Here is a 21,232-nt window from a genome sequence, read left to right as displayed (position 1 = left end):
TATTCTCCCAAGCCCCAAACGGCACATGGTCTGTACCTGCCTTTCTTGCCAACTCATCCCTTTATGCCACCTATTGATCACATTTTTTTTAAAAAAAGATCGAACATGAAGAAATTCATGCAACCATTTCACTTCAATGTGCATCTATCTATTAGAACACAACATGAATGTTTGCCGACTGGCAATCGGGCAGGACACTTTTAGGGGGGGAATACAAGTAAGTTGCTAACGATAAAATCAATTTTGGCATGAATACGACAAGACAAAAAGAACGGTTAAGATGGCTCTTGGTGTTGCTCATAGGGATGATCGTTTCTTTTTTCATCTCTGAATGGAAGGATGAATCCCTTTCCGAAAACAACATTACCCATGCCCAACCCAATGTATCCACCACTCCAACCGAGCACATTCTATCCAAGTGCTTCCCTAATCCTGCAGAAGACCCCCATGATTTAATCAAATACCCCTTCAATCACTAGCGGCCACCCCAAGCCACACAGATTTTGTCCTCCCGTGTAATTTATCCGTGAAATCAATTGAATCTATGACAAACACGTTTAAATTGGGGCACTAAAACCACGACATGCAAGTACAGGACATTTACATTTACCCCATCAAATCCCTTGGTGGAATTCGATTGGAAAAAGCAGAAATGCTTACCAAAGGTTTTAGGTGGGACAGAAGATGGATGCTCGTCGATGACGCAGGCACCTTCATGACCCAACGTTCCCTGCCGATTATGGCCCTTCTCCAAGTAAACCTCACTGCAAACGGGCTGGAGATCTACCACAAGCAGCAGCCCCACCAAAAAATCAGCATCCCCTTCATTCCTGAAACGGATCAATTTATGGAGGTCAACGTCTGGGACGATGTGGTATCAGGACAGATCGTAAACCCCGAAGTGGACCAATGGTTCTCGGAAATGCTGGCCACTCCATGCCACTTGGTATTTATGCCGGAGAATACTACCCGGTCGATCAAAGAAAAATATGCCGTCAATGACGAAACTGTTAGTTTTGCCGATGCCATGCCTTATCTCCTGATCAGCCAAGCTTCTCTCGATGATCTCAATCAGCGTTTGGAACAGGCTGTCCCCATGGAGCGTTTCCGACCGAACATCGTCATCAGTGGATGTGAGGCTTTTGAGGAAGATGGATGGAAACGACTTCAAATCGGAAAACACCTATTTCAAGTCACCAAACCCTGTGCCCGCTGTGTCATGACCACCGTGGACCAACAAACCGGAGTAAAGGGCAAAGAACCTTTGAAAACACTTTCCAAATATAGGCTAAGGGACAAAAAAGTACTTTTTGGCCAAAATTTGATTGCACTTGAAAAAGGTGAGGTAAAAACAGGCGACCCAGTCAACGTCGTCCAATAGACTCTCATCAATAGGCCAACAGCGCAAGTAACTTTTCCCGGAAACGCTCCTCAGGCAGAAAGCCCGCTTCCAAGTTAGCCGCAAACGGAACCGGAGTATCCAAACTCCCCTCACGCATCACTGGTGCATCCAACCACTCAAAACAGTGCTCACTGATCCAGGCGGCAATCTCTGCCCCAATACCACCGCTCAGGCAATCTTCATGGAGGACAATCACCTTATTGGTTTTCTTTACGGAATGTGCTACACTTTCTTTGTCCCAAGGCAATAGGGTCCGCAAATCCAACACATCTGCGCTGACATCGTATTCCTCGATCGCTCTCTTCGCCCAATGCACTCCCATCCCATAAGTTACCACAGTCAGTTGATCACCTTCCTTTACAAAATTGGCTTTCCCTATTTCCATGGTATAATAATCATCAGGTACCTGCCCCGCAATGGAGCGATAGAGCGCTTTGTGCTCAAAAAACAGGCATGGATTGGGATCTTCAATGGCCGCTGCCAGAAGTCCTTTGGCATCCCGCGGGGAAGACGGATAAACGATTTTAAGCCCCGGTGTATGAAAAAACCAGGCTTCATTTGATTGGGAGTGAAAAGGCCCCGCCCCAACACCGGCTCCGGTGGGCATACGGATGACCACATCTGCATGCTGTCCCCAGCGATAATGGACCTTTGCGAGGTTATTTACGATTTGGTTGAATCCGCAACTCACAAAATCTGCAAATTGCATTTCCACTATCGTCTTGTATCCTCTTATGGAAAGTCCCAGTGCTGTACCGATAATCGCACTTTCACAAAGTGGCGTATTGCGTACCCTATCCGCACCAAACTCATCCAACAAACCTGCAGTCACTTTAAATGCCCCACCGTATGCCCCAATATCCTGACCCATCAGCACCAAGTTCGGAAACTTCCGCATACCCATTCGCAATGCGTCACTTATCGCATCCAACAACCGCATTTCGGCGGTAGCCGGAGTACTTGGTGGCTTGGCAGCGGACACATGTGGACAATACACATCCTCCACTTCTGCCTTCCCTGCCACGGGAAATTCAGCAGAAAATGCTGCCGAAAGCCCGCTCTCGATCTGCGTTGTGATACGCTGCCCGATAGCCTTTATGGCATCCTCGCGAAGTACACCAATCTCTATCAAATAACTTTCATAATTGCTCACCGGGTCACATTTTCTTCCCGCTTCAAAATAAGCTTTTGGAACGTACTTGGTACCTGAAGATTCCTCATGGCCTCTCATGCGGTAAGTCATGGCTTCCACTAAAAACGGTCGCGGATGCTGCCGTATATCTGCAGCAATCTCCGTCAACTTATGATACAGCTCCAGAACATTATTACCATCTACTTTTACGGCCTCCATCCCATAGCCAGGCCCTTTATCGATGAATTGTTCGAAGCGGAACTGCTCCTCACTGGGTGTAGAAAGTCCATAACCATTATGTTCGATGACAAAAATCACCGGAAGCTGCCAGACTGATGCTACATTTAGTGCCTCATGGAAGTCGCCCTCAGACGTGGCACCATCTCCCGTAAACACCAAAGTAGCCTTTCCTTCCTGTCCCAGCTTACTGGCCAAGGCGATCCCATCTGCCACTGCCAGTTGAGGTCCCAAATGAGAAATCATCCCAACAATATGATGCGACATGGACCCAAAATGGAATGAACGGTCACGCCCTTTGGTAAAGCCTGACTCCTTTCCTTGAAACTGGGCAAACAACTGATCCAGCGGAACACCCCTGCCCGTAAAAACACCCAGATTGCGGTGCATCGGAAGCAAAAATTCATCCTCTTTCAAGGCCAGAACTGCAGCGGTCGAGATAGCTTCCTGTCCCCAGCCACTGAACCATTTGGAGATTTTACCCTGACGAAGTAAGAGAAGCATTCTCTCTTCAATCTTCCGAGGCATGAGCAGCTGCTCGTAAAAATCTAGCAGATCACTATCGCTCAAGTGCTTTCTGTCAAAAACCATGTTTTGGGCCATAATCTTACGGTGTAGTTGTAACAAAGCTACTCTAGTCCCCTCAATTCTTCAACAGTGGACTAAAATATGTCTTCCCAACCATCAATATTTTTACACTTCCTAATCCTCATTTACGGTCAAAAAGGCAAACTTATGCCGTCAAAATTCGGTTTAAAGGAGTATGTCTGAATTATTGGTAAAAAACATGGTCTGTCCGCGATGCATCATGGCTGTGGAAAGTATTTTGAAGGAACAAAATATACCTTTTGAAAAAGTGGATTTAGGTAAGGTAACACTGGAAAACCTCCCTGAACCGTCCAAGCTAAATACTTTAAAAACCCACTTGGAAAAACTAGGCTTTGGGCTGATCCAAGCCCCTGTCAATCGACTCATCGAGCGGATCAAAAACAAACTGCACGAACTGGTACTACAGGATGAAATCCCTGCCTCCTTGAGTCTATCCAACTACCTGACAAAGGAAATAGGTGAAGATTACAGCAAAATGAGCCACCTCTTCAGCAGTAAGGAAGGCATTACCATAGAAAAGTATTTTATAAAACTCAAGCTTGAAAAAGCGAAAGAATTGCTCTTTAATCAAGAATTGCAACTCAGCGAAATTGCCTGGAAACTGGGGTACAGCAGTGTCCAGCATTTATCCGGTCAATTCAAAAAAATCACGGGCATGACTCCCTCTGCCTACAAAAAGCTCAAACAAAAGCCTCGCTCCGGCTTAGACCAGCTGAAGTAACCGATTTCATTGCAACCCGCAATATTTCTGGGTACAAGGGAAACACGGTGTCCTGTCGGTAAAAAACCGACAAAAAAAGGCGGCTCCAATAGGGCCGCCTTGTGGTGATTTTTAGCGTCTGGTTAAAATAGCCGAAGTCCCAAGGAGACAATTAGCTGGTTTTGCCGCTGATCGGTATCAAATCCAGCAATGCTCTCGGCCTGATTGCTCAGAGAGCCCTCATATTTTAGGTCAATGATCATATTGGCAATATCAAATCCGATACCTGCTTGGTAGCCCACTGTAGCATTTTTGTACTCTGGCTCAGGATCTGGAGCGATATTATCCTTAAATTTTGAATTGAGCAAGAAACTGGCCACTGGCCCACCTTGAACCCTGAACACATCTCCAATTTTAAAGCCTACCATAATTGGGACATCAAAGCGGTTAAATGACGCTTCATAAGACCTCTCATCGGTTCCCTGGGTTTCTTTAATCTCTCCACCGGTATTCACATATAACACCTCAGGCTGCAGATAAAGTGAGTTTCCTCCCATTCTCACAAAAGCCCCCACATGATAGCCCAGCTTTTCGCTACCACTTTCATATCCTTCTCCGTCCACTTTTATATTCCCTTGGGATATCCCCAGCTTGGGCCCTATGCTAAAATCCTGCGCTTTGGCAACTGTTCCCAAGCCCAGCAAGGCGATGACGAAAATCCAAAATCTCTTCATTACTCCGTTACAATTTAAATAAACACTTACTTAACAGAAACCCTAATTTCAAATACCTTGCCAATAGGAAAACCTTCTAAATATTGGTAGGTAAAGCCCCTATTTTTGTGTTTTTATAGCGGCCAAATATCTTTTAAGTTCAAGTTTCACTTTAGGAAACAGGAAGAAAAGCCCGATCATGTTCGGAAAAACCAAAGCAAGGATCATGGCATCGGAGAATTTCACCACGGCATTTAGCGTCGTAGAAGCCCCAATGATGATAAACGCGATGAAAAGCAGCTTATAGGTCAAGTCAGCCGCCTTACTTCTTCCAAATAAAAACTTCCAAGACTGAAGGCCATAATAAGACCAAGAGATCATTGTGGAAAATGCAAACAAAATGATGGCCACTGTCAGCACATAAGAGAAATGGGGAATCACTGAGTCATAAGCCATAGTGGTCAGTTCCACTCCTCCGATAGATGCTCCAGAATCTTTAAGGACCACATTACCACTTCCGTCTCCACCGTAGTTAAAGATACTCTCTACATTGTTCAATCCTCCATCGATATTAAAGAAGATAATCACCAAAGCGGTCATGGTACAAACGATTACCGTATCGATCAGTGGCTCCAATAGTGCTACCACTCCTTCACTTGCTGGAAACTTGGTCTTTACAGCAGAGTGGGCAATCGCTGCAGAACCTGCTCCTGCTTCGTTGGAGAATGCGGCCCGTTGGAATCCCACGATCAGCACACCAAGCATGCCGCCCAAACCGGCCATTGGAGTAAATGCTCCTTCGATGATCAGCCCAATGGCATCATCGACATAATCATAATGTGCCCCCAAAATAATCAAGGACGCCAACACATATACAGCAGCCATAATTGGCACCACTTTCTCGGTAATGGTAGCGATTCTCTTGATACCGCCGATAATGACAATTGCCACAAGCACCGCCAAGACAACCCCGATCCAAAAACCATTGGTTTGGAAATTGATCCCCAACAGGTTTGCCAATTGGGAGGAGGCTTGATTGGACTGGAAGGCATTGCCCCCACCAAAGGAAGCCCCTACACAAAGCACCGCGAAAAGCCCTCCTAAAAACTGCCCCAAACGGCCTTTTTTCAAGTCATGGCCAAGACCACGCGAAAGGTAATACATCGGCCCACCGTGGACGGTGCCGTCATCTTCTATATCCCTGTATTTTACCCCAAGGGTACATTCCACAAATTTGGTACTCATCCCTAACAAACCACAGATAATCATCCAAAAGGTCGCACCAGGTCCGCCCAAGGCAATGGCTACTGCCACACCAGCGATATTTCCTAAACCTACCGTTCCCGAAACGGCCGTAGCCAACGCCTGGAAGTGACTCACCTCGCCACCTTTGGCTTCGTCAGGAATCACATCTGGATTTTCGGGATCCTTATAATTTCTTTCTAAGTCATCATATTTCCCTCTTACCGTATTGATTGAAAGGGGCATTTTGGTAATCCCCGGTACTGCAAAGTAAATCGTAAAAAATGTAGCCCCTGAAACAAGCAGGATCAACACAATGGGAATGTCGTAACCGGCAATAGGAATTGGATAAAGCACTAAGCCCTCCCATGCATCCGCTAATGGCTGGAATGATCGGTCAATTCTTTGTCCAAAACTCAATTCTTCAGCTGGAGCAGTCTCCTGTGCCAGAAGAGACATGGGAAAAAGAAAAATCAAGAAGGATAGAAGTTTTCTATACATGATATGTTTTTTATTTGATTGGAATACTTAAGCCATTTAACACACGAACCTTCACCTTACTCACTCCAACACTACTGGTTACCTGACTTGTTTACTTCTCCATCCTTCCATTGGGAGCCGGGTTATAACGCCGAACCCCACCTTTCCTCGTTGGGAACGCAGCCGTTAATACAAAGGAAACAATCGATATTGGGGGTAAAAGCCATAAGGTAAAGAGGCAAAATTGGATTTATTCTGATGAATGTTCTTTTTTTCAATTGGCTAAATTAAGCTGTTTTGCTAGAATTTCAATTCCTTCTGTAAAACTTTTTGGTTTAAAATTCAACTCATGTTTAGCTTTTTGAATGATAAACCCTGTTTTCATGGGTCTTTTTGCTGTCTGGCGAAAAGCACTGGAATCCGTTTTGTTGATCTTGGTTTTGTCCAATTTAAAGAATTCAGCTGTCTGGATAGCCATATCATATGGCGTCAGGAGTTCGTCTCCAGAAATGTTATAAACACCCTTTGCGCGCTGCTCGGCCATTAGAATACAGCCCTCGGCCAAGTCCTCTGCCAATGTAGGAGTCCTCCATTGATCATCCACCAGCTGCAGTTCTTTCCCATCCTCTAGTGACTTCTTGACCCAAAGCACTATATTGGAGCGGCTCATGTCATGGGATATCCCATATACCAATACAGTCCTGGCAATACCCCAGTTGAGTGACGATTGCTGTATCAGTGCCTCCGCCTGCAACTTGCTTTCCCCATAATAATTGATAGGGTTCGGTATCGCATCCTCTGCATATGGCCCTGCCTCTCCATCAAAGATAAAGTCAGTGGAAACATGTACCAAAAAGCTATGACACTGCTCCGCAGCCACAACAATATTTCCTACCGCTGCCACATTCTGCTGATAACAAGCCTCTTGGGACGTCTCACACTCGTCCACGTTGGTCATAGCAGCACCATGGATCACGACATCAGGTTTATACTCCTGAAAGATATCCAGGACATTGTCCTTGTCGGTAATGTCCATGGAAGCATAGGAAAAGCCCTTCCATTCACCTGGCAATCTACAGGCGCCTCGGCCTGTTGCAATCACATTGAAATCCCCCTTTTCCAGCAGACGCTTGACCAACTTCTGCCCCAGCAGGCCGTTTGCACCGGTGATCAATAGATTCGGTTTATTTATCTTCTGAGTATTCAAAGCCGTATTCTTTAGTAATTTTCCTTTTGGGTACCTTTTCTACTTCCACCGTAATATACACCGGATCAACTGGCCTGTCCATGGCGGCGGTCTTTTCCGAAGAAATCTTATCCACGACATCCATTCCTTTGATCACTTTGCCAAAAACGGTATAACCTCCTTCATCCAAATGGGGGGTTCCCCCGACTGTCGTAAATGTCTCAATGGCTGCCTCATCCATTTCCTTTGACAAGTTGACATGTAAAAAGTCCTCCATCTCTTCCTTTTTTGACAACATCAGCTGAGTCATCTCCTCGTACCTCCCGTCCTCATACAGCTTTACATACTGCTCCGCAAGTGCACGCTGGCTTTCAAGGGAGATGTATTTCATAAACTCCTTCTGAAGCTTTTTGACATTAGTGGTCAACTCCTCCTCGCTGTATTTCCTGCCCTCCACAATGTAAAACTGGCATCCGCTTGATCGCTTTTCCGGATTGACATGATCCGATTTGCGTGCCGCTGCAATGGCCCCCTTCTCGTGGAGATAGCCCTTGTCCAATTCGGCAGGAATGGTGTACCATTCTTCCTCAGGGAGGCCCTCCTTGGTGAAGACATCACCTGCTTGGACCATAAAATTATCGATGACTCGGTGAAACTCTGTACTGTCAAAACGTCCCGCCTCGGCCAACTTGATGAAGTTCTCTTTATGCTTGGGCGTCTCGTCATAAAGAATCGCATAAATATCACCGTACCGGGTGTGGATTTTAATCAATGAATCCTTTTGGGATGAACAGGACATCAACAAGGACAGCATTATGAGCAGTCCAAGGGAATACTTCTTCATGTTAGTTGTTAAGTTGCCGTTTAATATCTTTCAAAATGCGATCACCACCTGACTGGATCACCTTTTCGGCCAAGCTCCTCCCTACCTTTTCGGCCTCCTCTGCAGGCCCCGAAACCTGGTGTTGAATACGTTCTTTGCCATTCAAACTGACCACTCCTCCAGTCATCTCCACTTGCCCAGACCGGTACGTGGCAAGGCAAAAAACCGGAATGCTGCACCCCCCTTCAAGGATTTTCAAAAAGCTTCTTTCTGCACGCAGGCGATAGCCGGTTTCGGTGTGATGTGTGGCGGCCACGATCTGTTTTCTAAGGTCGGCATCCAGTCTATCGCAGGCTTCCACAGCAATACTGCCCTGGCCAACCGCTGGCGTAAACTCATCTAGCGAAAGCTCATGGCGGATCAGGTCATCATAGCCCATTCGGTGCGCACCCGCATAGGCTAAAAGCAAGGCATCACAGGCTCCTGACTCCATCTTTTGTATACGTGTCTGGAGGTTTCCACGTACTTCCACCGTTTTTATATGAGGATAATAGTGCTTGAGTGTAGCCACTCTTCTGGTAGATGAAGTCCCCAATAGCAAGGGTTTATGGGGATTTTTATAGTCAATGTCCTCATGGTGGCTCAAAATGATGTCATTGACTTTTTCCCGTTTGGTAAATGATATGAGTTCAAATCCCTCAGGCAATGAAGAAGGCATATCCTTGGCACTGTGGACAGCAATATCCACCTCTCCACTGGCAAGCTGCTCCTCTAGCTCTTCGGTAAACACCCCTTTGCTTCCAATTTTGGAGATCGCCACATCCAGGATCTTATCCCCCTTCGTGGTGATGGTGACGATTTCGGTTTGCAGGCCCTGGGCCTGAAGTAAGTCAGCAATATGATGTGCCTGAAAAAGGGCAAGCTTACTGCCCCGTGTTCCTATCCGTATAGGCTGCATTATTCTTTGATTTTTCTTTTCGATAATTTTTTATAGGCAGTTTCCTCAATGTATTGAATGATCTTGCCTGCGATATTCACTCCTGTTGCCTTTTCGATGCCTTCCAAGCCCGGCGAACTGTTCACCTCCAAGATCAATGGTCCTCGAGAGGACTGAAGCATATCCACCCCGGCTACGGCCAGCCCAAGTGCCTTTGCAGCTCCTAAGGCAGCTTTTCGCTCTGAAGCGGACAGCTTTATGACGGTCGCTTTTCCTCCTCGGTGCAGGTTGGAGCGGAATTCCCCCTCCTCGCCTTGGCGCTTCATCGCTCCCACGACTTTGCCATTTACGACAAAGGCCCGGATATCGGCCCCTTTGGCTTCTTTGATAAACTCCTGCACAATGATACGTGCCTTCAGCCCGTGAAAGGCCTCGATTACGGACTGGCCAGCTTTCCGTGTCTCGGCCAGCACTACCCCCAATCCCTGCGTGCCTTCCAACAGCTTGATGATCAGCGGAGCCCCTCCCACTTGGTCGATGAGCTGCTTCTCGCCACCTTTGGAAAAATTGGTAAAGGCCGTCTTGGGCATCCCCAATCCTTCACGGGAGAGGATCTGTAAGCTGCGCAACTTATCCCTGCTCCGCACAATTGCCTGTGACTCCACAGCAGAAATGACGCCCATCAGCTCAAACTGACGAACCACGGCCGTCCCATAAAATGTCACAGATGCTCCAATTCTCGGAATGATCGCATCGATATCGGACAGCTTTTCGCCCCTGTAAAAGATGGATGGCCCTTCTTGTTCGATCACCAAGTCACAAAGTGAGTGGTCTATGATCAGCGCCTCATGGCCTGCATCGATGATGGCCTCACGTAACCTACGTGTGGAATAAAGATTTGGATTTCGGGAAAGTACGGCTATTCTCATTGCTTAGCTACTTTATGTTTTTTGGATAAGTTTGTCTGATCGACGTCAACTAAAAATCTACCGCGAAGCATCTTTCTGCCCAACAAGATCGCATTGCGCATCCTTGACCGATCAGAAAGCGTGAATTCTACATCAAACGCTTCATCAAACATCACGACCTTGGTGGTGACCTTGTACCTCAGCTCTGCATTTCCAAAAGAGTTTTTCACCTTCTTTTGGGTATAGGTCTTGACTTTGATGACCTTACCGGAATACAAGCGGTGCTCAGGCTCCAAAAGCTTAAATGCCAGTACCACCTGCCCATCCTCTTCTGTTTCCTCCACCCATTCACAGTGGATGGCATTGGTATAGGCCCCCGTATCCACTTTGGCAGAAATCATGATCAAGCCCCAATCAGGCAAGCTGATCTTTTCCCTTCGGCCGATAACATGTTTTTTCATGCGGTTTCTTTTTTGCGAAGTACTTTGGCCATGTCAAAAGAAAGGTCTGCAAATAAAATCTTCGCGTTGGCATTTCTTTCTAAATGGTAATGTGCGGCGTTCAATAATCGGTAGATATTGAGGATTTTTTCCTCTGTAAGGGCCTTCAGGCTAAAATTCTCCACAAATTCCCTGTCAGCAGGTGCTGTCCTCATCAGCTCTTCCAGCTGGCTTCTCTTTAACAGGCTCTCTCTGAGAATGTTCAGACCGGTCAGAAATAACGCTTTTTGCCCTTCCTTGTCCGCTCCTTGGAAACCTTCCGCCAGCGCCATAATATTATTGATATCCAAGGTAAAGCAAATTCTCATCCAATCCCTAAACTTTGATGTATTTTCATCGATTACCTGATCTACCAACCGATAGGCCTCTCTCATATTACCATTGGCCAGTGGCGCCACCTGTAAGGCCCCTTCACGGGAGCAGAGTCCCTCATTGATGAGATGGTCTTTTACTTCCTCATCGGAAAAAGCCCTCACCAGTACTTTTTGGGTCCGCGAAAGAATGGTGGTCAGCAGTTGCTCAGGCTGGTGGGCGACCATAAGAAAAAGCGTCTTCTCCGGCGGCTCTTCCAGCACTTTCAGCAGCGCATTGGCCGCTGCGGTATGCATATATTCAGGCATCCACACCAAGATCATCTTATATCCGCCTTCAAAGGATTTGAGGGATACCGTTTGGATGATCTGCTTGGCCGCTGCCTTGGAAATGTTCAGCTGCTTCTTTTCGAAGCCGTTATGATATATCCAATCTTGGAGGTTACTGTACGGCCTGGTGAGCACAAACTCCCTCCACGGCGCCAAAACATCCACCTTCTTATTCTTATCGTCGTCTTCCTTGATCAGGTTTCCGGGCAGTGGAAAAGTAAAGCTTAAATCCGGATGGACGAGTTTTGCCATTTTTTGACACGAACTACAAACCCCACAGGCATCTTCAGGCCCTTTGTCTTCACAGTTTACATAGGCCGCCAGGGCCAGGGCCATCTTAAGGTTGGCAGCTCCCTCCGGACCATGAAACAGCAGCGCATGGGCGAGGTGATTATTGTTTATGGCTTGGATGAGGCGCTGTTTGGTTTCTTGCAAGCCTGGTATGGACGAAAATAACATTGTTAGCGATTTTGCTTATACTTCCTTGTCCCAAATGCGGTATGCTTTGGTCAAATCAAACACTTTATCCAAAATGGATTTTTCTTTTTGGTCTAATGCCACCCCTCTTCTCTCCATCACCTTTGCCGCAGTCTCTTCAAATTTGTCCATCTGAAAAGTACTTCTGCCTTCTCCTCCCCATGAAAAGGACGGGACAAATGTCCTTGGAAATCCAGCTCCAAACACATTGGCCCCTACGCCCACCACTGTACCGGTGTTAAACATGGTATTGATCCCCGTCTTGGAGTGGTCTCCCATCATTAAACCGCAAAACTGCAGGCCTGTATTGACAAAACTCCCTTTGGTATAGTCCCAAACCTTGACAGGAGCATAGTTGTTTTTCAAATTGGAAATATTGGTATCTGCCCCGAAATTGCACCATTCTCCGATCACGGTATTGCCGATAAAGCCATCGTGCCCTTTGTTACTATAACCAAATATCACGGAATTGGACACTTCCCCACCTACTTTTGAGAACGGGCCAATGGTGCTGTCTCCGCGCATTTTTCCGCCCATATTTACGGTGGACCCTTCGCAAAGTGCAAAAGGCCCCTTGATCAATGCGCCTTCCTGAACTTCTGCGTTTTTCCCTATGTAGATCGGCCCATCTTCGGCATTGAGCACTGCCGCCCTGATCTTCGCTCCTTCCTCCACGAAAATCATCGCCGGATTATAAGCTATCGTGTGGGAGTCATTGATGCCTGCTGATGTACGATTGGTGGTAAGCAAGACAAAATCCTTCCTCAGCTCCAGTGCATTAAACTGGAATATATGCCAATTGCGGTGAATCAACGTAATCTCCCCCTCATATGTCTTCAATGCTCCCTTCTCCTTAGCGGTATCCATGCTAAAGGATGAAGGATCTTCTGGAAAAGCCGCCAGCAAAATATTATCCTTGTAGAGGTACTCCCCTTTTTCCAAGGTTTTGATTGCCGTGACCAACCCTTGATCAGGACAGAGCCCGCCATTGATAAAAAGCCTGCTGTTTGCCAAAGGGGGAAACTTCTCCTGCAGGTAATCCAGCGTCATAAAACCGGCTGTAGCATCCAAATATTTCTCCCATTTCTCACGGATTTTCAAGATGCCCACCCTGATCTCAGCCACTGGCCGAGTAAAAGTAAACGGTAACAGCGACCCTCTATAGGCAGGGTCATCAAATAATGTAACTTGCTCCATGCTACAAAAATAGAAAAGTCTCTTGGAATACAATTTCCAAGAGACTTTTTAAAGTTGCTTTTGCTACAAAGAAATGAATTATTTCTTCTTGTATCTTCTGTTGAATTTCTCCACACGACCGGCAGTATCAAGAAGCATTTTCTTACCGGTATAGAAAGGGTGTGAGTTAGAGCTCACTTCCACCTTATAAAGAGGATATTCGTTTCCATCTTCCCAAGTGATCGTCTCGTCAGTTTCGATCGTGGACTTGGTCAAAAACTTATATTCACTGGAAGTGTCATAGAAAACAACCTCTCTGTAGTTTGGATGAATGTCTTTTTTCATGGTAATCCCTATTTATATTAAATGTCGCTTTTTCAAATGGAGGCACAAAGTTATTCTTTTTTATAAAAGCCTCCAAATGTTTATCAATGAATTATTTAACCCAAAGGTTGTCAGCGCACTATTTATCTGCAAAATTGCGAAAAAAATCAAGAAAATGCCAGTCGTCCGACGTTTTCCCTTTGCCGCCCTATCTTTTTCTGATCAAAAAATAATGTAGTTTTATGGCCAGAAGGGAATATTGTCCTAAGTTTTGGGGCTGAAACCGAGTTTGACGTAAATCAATTACACGACATGTTAAGGAAGTTTTTACTGGCCATGGGATTTCTATGCGGTGCTTTGGATATCTGTGTCGCCCAGAGTGCGCTGATACCTTATAATAGGGCGTACTATCACTTGCTGGACCGCTATGAGATACTCAGGGGGGAGTTTGTCCCCCATTACCCTACAGGTTTCAAGCCTCTCAGAAGGGATAATGTGGCCGGTTTCCTGGATGAAGTGGACCAGGTAGCCATGGGAAAAGTGGACGAATTCAATTTTCGTTACTTAAGAAATGACAACTGGGAATTTGTGGAAGAAGAGACCGCTCTTTCCCAAAAGCCACTCTGGAAAAAAATATACAAAAGACCCTCAGACTTTTATTATCACAGGGATAAGGATTTTGACGTCCATATAAATCCGGTGATCTATTTTCGCGGCGGCACGGAGTCTGGCGCAGAAAGCACTAATTTCAGAAACACGCGTGGCATTACCCTTAGGGGAAGTATCGACAGGAAAGTAGGTTTCTACACCTACCTGACCAGTAACGAAGTCATTTTCCCCACTTGGGTAGAAGACTATACCGAACACAATGGTGCAGTGCCAGGGCAAGGGTTCTGGAAGCGGTACGGCGATCATGGGTACAGCTACTTTGCTGCAAGGGGATATTTTACCTTTAAGGTCTCCAAGCACATCGATGCCCAGATGGGCCATGACCGGAACTTTGTCGGGGAGGGTTACCGCTCCATGATCCTTTCTGACTTTTCAAACCCCTACATGTTCTTCAAGTTGAACGTGAATGTTTGGAAATTGCAGTACACAACCATGTGGGCGCAAATGACGGCCGACATTTTCCTGAACAGCCGTAACAGGCCAGAAGACGGCCGCTACCCCAAAAAATGGTTTTCGCTGCACCGGTTGGGCATGAATATCGGCAAAAAACTGAACATTGGCATCTTCGAATCTGTCATGGCGAACCAAGCCGACTGGACCTACCTCAACCCTGTGATTTTTTACCGCTGGGTAGAGCATCAGCTGGGAACGCCAGATAAGGTAATGCTGGGAACAGACTTCAAATGGAATTTTGCCCATGCCATGCAGCTATATGGACAGTTTGCCTTGGATGAATTTGTCTTTGGAGAGTTTTTTGGCGTGGACGGCAAAAATTCCAAACGCAACAAACACGGGCTGCAACTTGGCTACAAATACATCAATGTATTCCAAATCAAAAACTTGGACTTGCAATTGGAATATAATCAAGCCCGGCCTTATACCTATCAGGAGAAATTTGACCATCAAGCTTATACCCACTACCGCACCCCCATCGCCCATCCACGCGGTGCCAACTTCCGAGAGGCAATTGGGATTCTCCGTTATCAGCCAATTCCAAAACTTTCCCTTAATTTTACAGGTATATACCATATATATGGAACCGATCCTGATGAGGCTACCAATATGGGAGGCGATTTATTGAAAAACAGGCTTGAGGGAGAAGACGGGCTGGGCCTATATGGACATCAAATTGGGCAAGGAGTGGAAAACAAACTGCTCATGGGGAATATCGTTGCTTCATACATGCTGAAGCACAATTTATTTATTGATCTTGGACATAGCTACAGAAGGCACACAGCTGAGGGCTTGGATGCGCCAGAAGTCAGTAATTACTCCCACTTGTCTTTGCGGCTCAATATCGCCAGAGAAGCCTATAATTATTGACCCCGTTTTATCAGTACCCTATCGGCAGGGACTAATCGATAATGATCTAGATGAAAACCTATTTAAGAATATTAGCATACGCCCGTCCTTACAGAAGGTATTTCCCACTATATGTGGTCTACGCCTTGCTGGCTATCATTTTTGGCTTGCTTAATTTCACCTTGCTGAAGCCATTGTTTGATGTCATCTTCGAGCAAGTCGATCCAGCTGAACTACAGCGCTATGCCTCTAAGCCTGAATTTTCATTTACCATTGAGTATTTCATGCACCTGTTCAACTATTATTTCATGCAGGTAGCGGAAACTTATGGGAAGTTCGGAACCTTGGTGTATGTATGCATCATCATCGTGGTTTCTGTATTCCTATCCAACCTTTTCACCTATTTGGCAGGCGTATTATTGGCAAAAGTCAAAGCGGATGTGATCAAAAAAATGCGCATGCACATCTTTGATCAGGTAAGCCGCATGCATATTGGCTATTTCACCAATGAACGTAAAGGTGACCTGATGTCCAAGATGACAAATGATGTGCAAGAAGTGGAAAACAGTGTCGTCCAATCCCTGCGGGTGGTATTTAGGGAACCTGTCACGATCATCTTATATTTTGGTGCCCTTTTCTTTATGTCGGTAAAGCTCACCCTTTTTACCATCCTGATCATTCCGATCTCAGGGGCGATCATTGGGGGCATTACCAAAAGGCTCAAAAAGAAAGCTGTCCAAAGCCAAGAATCCCTCGGGCGCATCGTAAACATCCTGGACGAGACCATTGGCGGAATGCGTGTGGTAAAGGCTTTCAGCGCCACGGGATATGTATATGACAAATTTGACAAAGAGACCGACAAATACTCCAAAATCAATGTTTCCATGGCCAAGAGAAATGAATTGGCCTCTCCGATTTCACAGTTTTTGGGCGTATTTGTGGTAGCGGGCATTCTGCTATATGGGGGCAGCTTGGTACTCAACAACGCCTCTGATCTTTCGGCCAGTGAATTTCTCGCCTACATTATCCTATTTACGCAAGTTCTCAATCCCGCCAAAGAAATATCAAGGGCCATGGGAGCGGTCCAAAGAGGCCTTGCCTCTGCGGACAGGATCTTTAAGGTAGTGGATACGGCACCTGCCATTCAGGATCCAGCCCGTCCCAAAAGCCTTCAAAAATTTGGATCCACGATTTCCTTTAGCCAAGTGGATTTCGGCTATGACCAGGGGCCACTGGTGTTAAAAGGCATCGAATTCTCACTTCAAAAGGGCAAAACTATCGCCTTAGTGGGGCCTTCCGGAGGAGGAAAATCCACTATTGCAGACCTTGTACCCCGTTTTTATGACCCCACTGCTGGGAAGGTGAAATTAGACGACACTGATATTAGGGAATTTGCCATAGACGATTTACGTAAACTCATCGGTATTGTCACCCAAGAATCCATTTTGTTCAATGACACCATTTTCAACAATATTGCTTTTGGCCTATCTGAGGTTTCTGAAGCCTCGGTGGTAGAAGCCGCCAAGATCGCTAATGCACATGGATTTATCGCGCAATTAGAGAATGGCTATCAAACCAATATTGGCGAGCGAGGCAGCAAACTTTCCGGCGGACAACGCCAGCGGTTGAGCATTGCCCGCGCAGTACTGAAAAACCCTCCCATCCTGATCTTGGACGAGGCCACCTCAGCACTGGACTCCGAATCCGAGCGACTCGTGCAGGAAGCGCTGACCAACTTGATGAGCAACAGGACCACCCTGGTAATCGCCCACCGCCTGAGCACCATCCAACATGCGGACGAAATTCTTGTGGTCCAAAATGGCGAAATAGTCGAGAGAGGTACGCATGAAGCGTTAATAAGTAAAGAAGGATTGTATAAGAAACTTTCCACTATGCAATCAGTTTAGTATATTGGATAACAAATCTTAATTTTAAATTTATGAAAAAGGTATCAAGTGTATTTCAGCTTTTGGTAGCACTTTTTTTTGGAGTAGCACTGGTGTTCTTTCTGGTTTTCGACAGCATTAAAAACGGCTTTGGGATCCAAGAACTCACCGCTGGAAAAGTGGTCATTTGGCTTCTTGCTGGCTTTGTTCTCTATCTGATCACTTGGATGATGGTGTCCATGTACACGAGCAGCATGGGAAAAAAGATCAGAAAACTAGAAGGGGAAAACGACAAGTTAAAAGCCAGGCTTTATGACCATGAGCAGAAAGCAAAATCAAAACCAGTAGGAGGCACTATTCCGCCCTCTACAGGTCCAAGCCAAGAAGATGAAACAGATGGCTCTGGTATCAAGCCTAGACAAAACATCAAATAAAGATGCCCAAAAAGGGGAATATAAAATGAGCTTAACAGGAAATCTCTACGGAGATTTCCTTTTTTTATGGAAGTAGAATTTAACTAAAAATGGTAGCAAAAACGTATGGTAGTACAGTTTCTGGAGTAGATGCCATCCTGATCACCATAGAGGTAAACGTCGGACAGGGAACCAGTTTTTACATGGTAGGCCTACCGGACAGTGCTGTGAAGGAAAGCCAGCAGCGGGTAGAATCTGCATTGAAATATTTCGGATACAGGATGCCACGTCAGAAAGTAGTCATTAACCTGGCACCTGCAGACATTCGTAAAGAAGGGTCTGCTTATGACCTCCCCATCGCCATGGGAATACTCAAAGCTTCCGAGCAAGTGGAATTTGCCGAACTTGAAGAATATGTCATCATGGGCGAGCTCTCCCTCGACGGCCAGCTGCGACCCATCAAGGGCGTCCTGCCCATCGCCATCGAAGCGAGAAAAAAAGGGTTCAAGGGCATCATTCTACCCCAGCCCAATGCCGCAGAAGCCTCTATCGTCAACAATCTGGACGTCATCGGTGTCGAAAACTTGGAGCAGGCAATTGGCTTTTTGGAGGGGGAATTGGAGATCACCCCGATGGTAACAGATACAAGGGATGTATTTTATAATTCCTTAGAAGATTATGAATTTGATTTTGCAGATGTGCAAGGCCAAGAAAACATCAAAAGGGCGATGGAAATCGCTGCCGCCGGAGGACACAATGTCATCATGGTGGGGCCTCCCGGTGCAGGCAAAACCATGCTGGCCAAACGGCTCCCTTCTATCCTGCCTCCCCTGACCCTACAGGAAGCCCTCGAGACCACCAAGATTCACTCTGTAGCCGGAAGGCTCGGGAGGGAAGCATCACTGATTGCCCAGCGCCCCTTTCGCTCGCCCCACCATACCATCAGCGACGTAGCCTTGGTCGGTGGCGGAGGCAATCCCCAGCCGGGTGAAATATCTTTGGCGCATAATGGGGTATTGTTTTTGGATGAATTGCCGGAATTCAAACGGACAGTGCTTGAAGTCATGCGACAGCCGCTCGAAGAAAGAAGGGTTTCTATCAGCCGTGCAAAAGTATCGGTGGACTACCCTGCCAACTTCATGCTGATCGCCAGCATGAACCCCTGCCCATGCGGCTATTACAATCACCCCGAAAAAGAATGTGTCTGCGGCCCCGGAGTGGTACAGCGCTATCTAAACAAAGTAAGCGGCCCTTTACTCGATCGAATTGACCTTCATGTGGAAGTCACCCCTGTAAAATTTGACGAGATGACTTCCACTAGAAAAGCAGAAAAAAGCAATGTCATCCGTGAACGTGTGGTCAGTGGCAGGGACCGACAAGTGGAGCGGTTTAAGGAGCATAAGGAAATCTATTGCAATGCCATGATGCCCTCACATATGGTCAAGGAAGTGTGCGAAATAAACGAGGCCGGAAAAACCCTCTTAAAAACCGCTATGGAAAGACTAGGACTCTCTGCCAGGGCATACGACAGAATCCTGAAAGTGGCCAGAACCATCGCAGACCTGTCTGATTCCGAAAACATCAAAGTGGAGCATTTGGCGGAAGCTATTCAATACCGCAGCTTGGACAGAGAAGGCTGGGCCGGCTGAGTATCAACTGTAAGAGATTAGAAATTGAATATTTTCACTAAAAAATTTCAATAAAAATTCAATGTTGGTACATCAAAAATTCGAATATTTATATTGAATTATTTTTATGGGATTTATTGTACTTTTTATAGTGGTAATTTTTGCTTAAAGCAAAACTTATGTGTTACTTTGCTAGCAAAAGTTGTGATCACCCATTTACATTAAAACAATCCAACTTGTTCAACACACTTTTTCGATTATTAAAAGTCAGTAATACCATTAGACCATTCGCCTAAGCGAATGGTCTTTTGAATTTAAGACGGTTTAGCCAATTGTTTGAAAAGCTTGATCCAGATCGGAAAGTAAGTCATCCAAGTGCTCCAGTCCTACGGAAAGGCGAATCAGGTTTTGGGGTGTTTTGGTGTTAGGACCTTCCACTGCAGCCCTTCTTTCAATGAGGCTTTCCACCCCTCCAAGGCTCGTAGCATTCGTGTAATATTTTAGATTTGATATTAATTTATCGGCATCGTTAGGATTGCCTTTTACCAGAAAGGAAAGAATCCCTCCAAAACCAGTCATTTGCTTTTTGGCTACTTCATGGCTAGGATGATTGGTCAATCCTGGATAAAAAACATTCTCCACCTGTGGGTGCTGGTCCAAAAACGATGCGATCATGCCAGCATGCTCAGCATGCCCTTTCATCCGGTAAGCAAGCGTCTTGATGCTACGAATAAGCATATAACAGTCAAAAGGAGACAAAACAGCTCCTCCCGTCTGTTGGACATTCACCACATCCTGCCAGAAGTCATCCACCACTTTGGTGACCAAGGCACCGCCCAAAACATCACTGTGCCCGCCAAAGTACTTGGTAGCACTGTGCATTACCATGTCAGCCCCTAGCTGCAGGGGATTTTGGAATACGGGTGTAGCAAAGGTATTGTCACAGACCACCCTGACCTCATTGTCCTTGGCCATATCACTGAGGACCTTAATATCACTGATCTTCAGCATGGGATTGGAGGGCGTTTCTATCCAAAGCAACTCGGTGTTGGGCTGCAAGGCCTTTTCAAGGTTTTCAGGATCACTTAGGTCGGTAAATGTCACTTCCAGCCTATCCTTAAACAACTCTACCAGTTGCTTTTTGAGCCCATGGTACATATCGGACGGAGCCACCATATGACTTCCCAGCGGCAATGCCTGAAAAATGGCCATTCCAGCGGCATTCCCGGATGAAAAAGCTGCTGCTGCCTTTCCCATTTCCAAGTCAGCCAACAATTTTTCCAGTGCCATCCGGTTGGGATTATTGGCCCGGGAATAGATCAGGGAGCCTTCATGATGCTCAAAAGTCGTGGACATTGTAATCGGCTGCACCACCGGCTTATGCGGCCCCGTAATCTCTTCACCTCCGTGAATTGCTAATGTTTCGAATTTCATAGACTATGATTTTAACATAAAAATAGGGAAATTATAAAGGCAATCCCCAAGAGCAACCATGATTTGCTCACAGGAAGTTGAAATTAACTAGGTTTATTGAAAGCATCTCTTCCTCACAAATTCCGGAGGCTGTACCTCATCACAGAGGGACTGTTCATCAATGCATTTTCCGTTAAGATCAAATATTAAACCACCTGATCTCGATTTAAAATGCCGTTACTTCTAGGCAATGGATGGATGCTGAAAAGGGCTAGCCATGGCGGATTAATATCGATTTCACCAACCAATTATGATGAACATTTAGAAGATAAGCGCTTACAAAAAAATAAACAAAACACAGTCCAAGTTGGGCTTCAGGCAAATTATTCAGCCGCTTTCCAACCTTTTGCCCATTAGCAGCCTCTTTTATACAG

At 46.0% G+C, this 21,232-nt stretch carries 19 protein-coding genes; 7 read left to right on the top strand and 12 right to left on the bottom strand.

Annotated elements, in window-relative coordinates:
* The first annotated feature begins 248 nt into the window (after positions 1-248).
* Positions 249-479: a hypothetical protein gene (locus FDP09_RS07975; protein WP_137402167.1), complete on the top strand. Its 231-nt coding sequence runs from the start codon at positions 249-251 to the stop codon at positions 477-479.
* A gap of 104 nt (positions 480-583) precedes the next feature.
* Complete coding sequence (locus tag FDP09_RS07970; RefSeq protein ID WP_137402166.1) at positions 584-1,381, top strand: MOSC domain-containing protein; 798 nt, start codon at positions 584-586, stop codon at positions 1,379-1,381.
* 7 nt (positions 1,382-1,388) lie between these two features.
* Here FDP09_RS07970 and FDP09_RS07965 read toward each other — a convergent pair whose 3' ends face one another.
* Positions 1,389-3,362 (bottom strand): alpha-ketoacid dehydrogenase subunit alpha/beta, encoded by a 1,974-nt coding sequence (locus FDP09_RS07965; RefSeq protein ID WP_187328822.1) that lies wholly within the window; start codon positions 3,360-3,362, stop codon positions 1,389-1,391.
* Between the two features lie 172 nt (positions 3,363-3,534).
* Here FDP09_RS07965 and FDP09_RS07960 point away from each other — a divergent pair, with 172 nt between their 5' ends.
* Entirely contained in the window at positions 3,535-4,101 is a 567-nt protein-coding gene (locus FDP09_RS07960) for a helix-turn-helix domain-containing protein (protein ID WP_137402164.1), read from the top strand.
* A gap of 122 nt (positions 4,102-4,223) precedes the next feature.
* Here the strand turns inward: FDP09_RS07960 and FDP09_RS07955 are convergent, their stop codons facing one another.
* From FDP09_RS07955 to FDP09_RS07910, 10 genes are all read right to left on the bottom strand, one after another.
* Positions 4,224-4,814, bottom strand: coding sequence for a porin family protein (locus FDP09_RS07955; protein ID WP_137402163.1), 591 nt, complete (start codon positions 4,812-4,814; stop codon positions 4,224-4,226).
* Between the two features lie 99 nt (positions 4,815-4,913).
* Positions 4,914-6,536, bottom strand: coding sequence for an alanine/glycine:cation symporter family protein (locus FDP09_RS07950; protein WP_137402162.1), 1,623 nt, complete (start codon positions 6,534-6,536; stop codon positions 4,914-4,916).
* Positions 6,537-6,789: 253 nt separating this feature from the next.
* Positions 6,790-7,722: an SDR family oxidoreductase gene (locus tag FDP09_RS07945; protein ID WP_137402161.1), complete on the bottom strand. Its 933-nt coding sequence runs from the start codon at positions 7,720-7,722 to the stop codon at positions 6,790-6,792.
* The gene (locus FDP09_RS07940; protein ID WP_137402160.1) at positions 7,700-8,545 is read right to left on the bottom strand and encodes a peptidylprolyl isomerase; all 846 of its coding nucleotides are present in this window, start codon (positions 8,543-8,545) and stop codon (positions 7,700-7,702) included. Before FDP09_RS07940 ends, FDP09_RS07945 begins: the two co-directional genes overlap by 23 nt.
* A 1-nt stretch (position 8,546) precedes the next feature.
* The gene (gene hemC / locus FDP09_RS07935) at positions 8,547-9,482 is read right to left on the bottom strand and encodes a hydroxymethylbilane synthase (RefSeq protein WP_187328821.1); all 936 of its coding nucleotides are present in this window, start codon (positions 9,480-9,482) and stop codon (positions 8,547-8,549) included.
* Positions 9,482-10,390, bottom strand: coding sequence for a 30S ribosomal protein S6--L-glutamate ligase (gene rimK / locus FDP09_RS07930; RefSeq protein ID WP_137402158.1), 909 nt, complete (start codon positions 10,388-10,390; stop codon positions 9,482-9,484). The genes hemC and rimK overlap by 1 nt, the downstream gene beginning before the upstream one ends.
* Positions 10,387-10,830, bottom strand: a complete 444-nt coding sequence (locus tag FDP09_RS07925; RefSeq protein ID WP_137402157.1) for an ATP-dependent zinc protease family protein — start codon at positions 10,828-10,830, stop codon at positions 10,387-10,389. Before FDP09_RS07925 ends, rimK begins: the two co-directional genes overlap by 4 nt.
* On the bottom strand, positions 10,827-11,969 hold the full coding sequence (locus tag FDP09_RS07920) for a DNA polymerase III subunit (RefSeq protein WP_137402156.1): 1,143 nt from the start codon (positions 11,967-11,969) through the stop codon (positions 10,827-10,829). Before FDP09_RS07920 ends, FDP09_RS07925 begins: the two co-directional genes overlap by 4 nt.
* A 15-nt stretch (positions 11,970-11,984) precedes the next feature.
* On the bottom strand, positions 11,985-13,184 hold the full coding sequence (locus FDP09_RS07915) for a GlmU family protein (protein ID WP_137402155.1): 1,200 nt from the start codon (positions 13,182-13,184) through the stop codon (positions 11,985-11,987).
* A gap of 78 nt (positions 13,185-13,262) precedes the next feature.
* Complete coding sequence (locus tag FDP09_RS07910; protein WP_015265566.1) at positions 13,263-13,508, bottom strand: type B 50S ribosomal protein L31; 246 nt, start codon at positions 13,506-13,508, stop codon at positions 13,263-13,265.
* A 291-nt stretch (positions 13,509-13,799) separates the two neighbouring features.
* Between FDP09_RS07910 and FDP09_RS07905 the strand changes: the two genes are divergently transcribed.
* The 4 genes from FDP09_RS07905 to FDP09_RS07890 all read left to right on the top strand — a co-directional run bounded on the left by FDP09_RS07905 (position 13,800) and on the right by FDP09_RS07890 (position 19,406).
* Complete coding sequence (locus FDP09_RS07905; RefSeq protein ID WP_137402154.1) at positions 13,800-15,479, top strand: hypothetical protein; 1,680 nt, start codon at positions 13,800-13,802, stop codon at positions 15,477-15,479.
* Positions 15,480-15,529: 50 nt separating this feature from the next.
* Positions 15,530-17,365, top strand: a complete 1,836-nt coding sequence (locus FDP09_RS07900) for an ABC transporter ATP-binding protein (RefSeq protein ID WP_137402153.1) — start codon at positions 15,530-15,532, stop codon at positions 17,363-17,365.
* Positions 17,366-17,397: 32 nt separating this feature from the next.
* A complete protein-coding gene (locus tag FDP09_RS07895; RefSeq protein WP_137402152.1) occupies positions 17,398-17,778 on the top strand; it encodes a hypothetical protein in 381 nt (126 codons plus the stop codon).
* Between the two features lie 89 nt (positions 17,779-17,867).
* Positions 17,868-19,406: a YifB family Mg chelatase-like AAA ATPase gene (locus FDP09_RS07890; RefSeq protein ID WP_137402151.1), complete on the top strand. Its 1,539-nt coding sequence runs from the start codon at positions 17,868-17,870 to the stop codon at positions 19,404-19,406.
* 303 nt (positions 19,407-19,709) lie between these two features.
* On the opposite strand, the gene FDP09_RS07885 is transcribed toward FDP09_RS07890, so the two are convergent.
* Positions 19,710-20,819, bottom strand: coding sequence for a trans-sulfuration enzyme family protein (locus FDP09_RS07885; protein ID WP_137402150.1), 1,110 nt, complete (start codon positions 20,817-20,819; stop codon positions 19,710-19,712).
* Positions 20,820-21,232 lie beyond the last annotated feature (413 nt).

The sequence above is a fragment of the Echinicola rosea genome (assembly GCF_005281475.1).
Taxonomy (GTDB): Bacteria; Bacteroidota; Bacteroidia; order Cytophagales; family Cyclobacteriaceae; genus Echinicola; species Echinicola rosea.
Note: the sequence above shows the minus strand (reverse complement) of the source record. Positions and strands in the feature narration are given on the sequence as shown.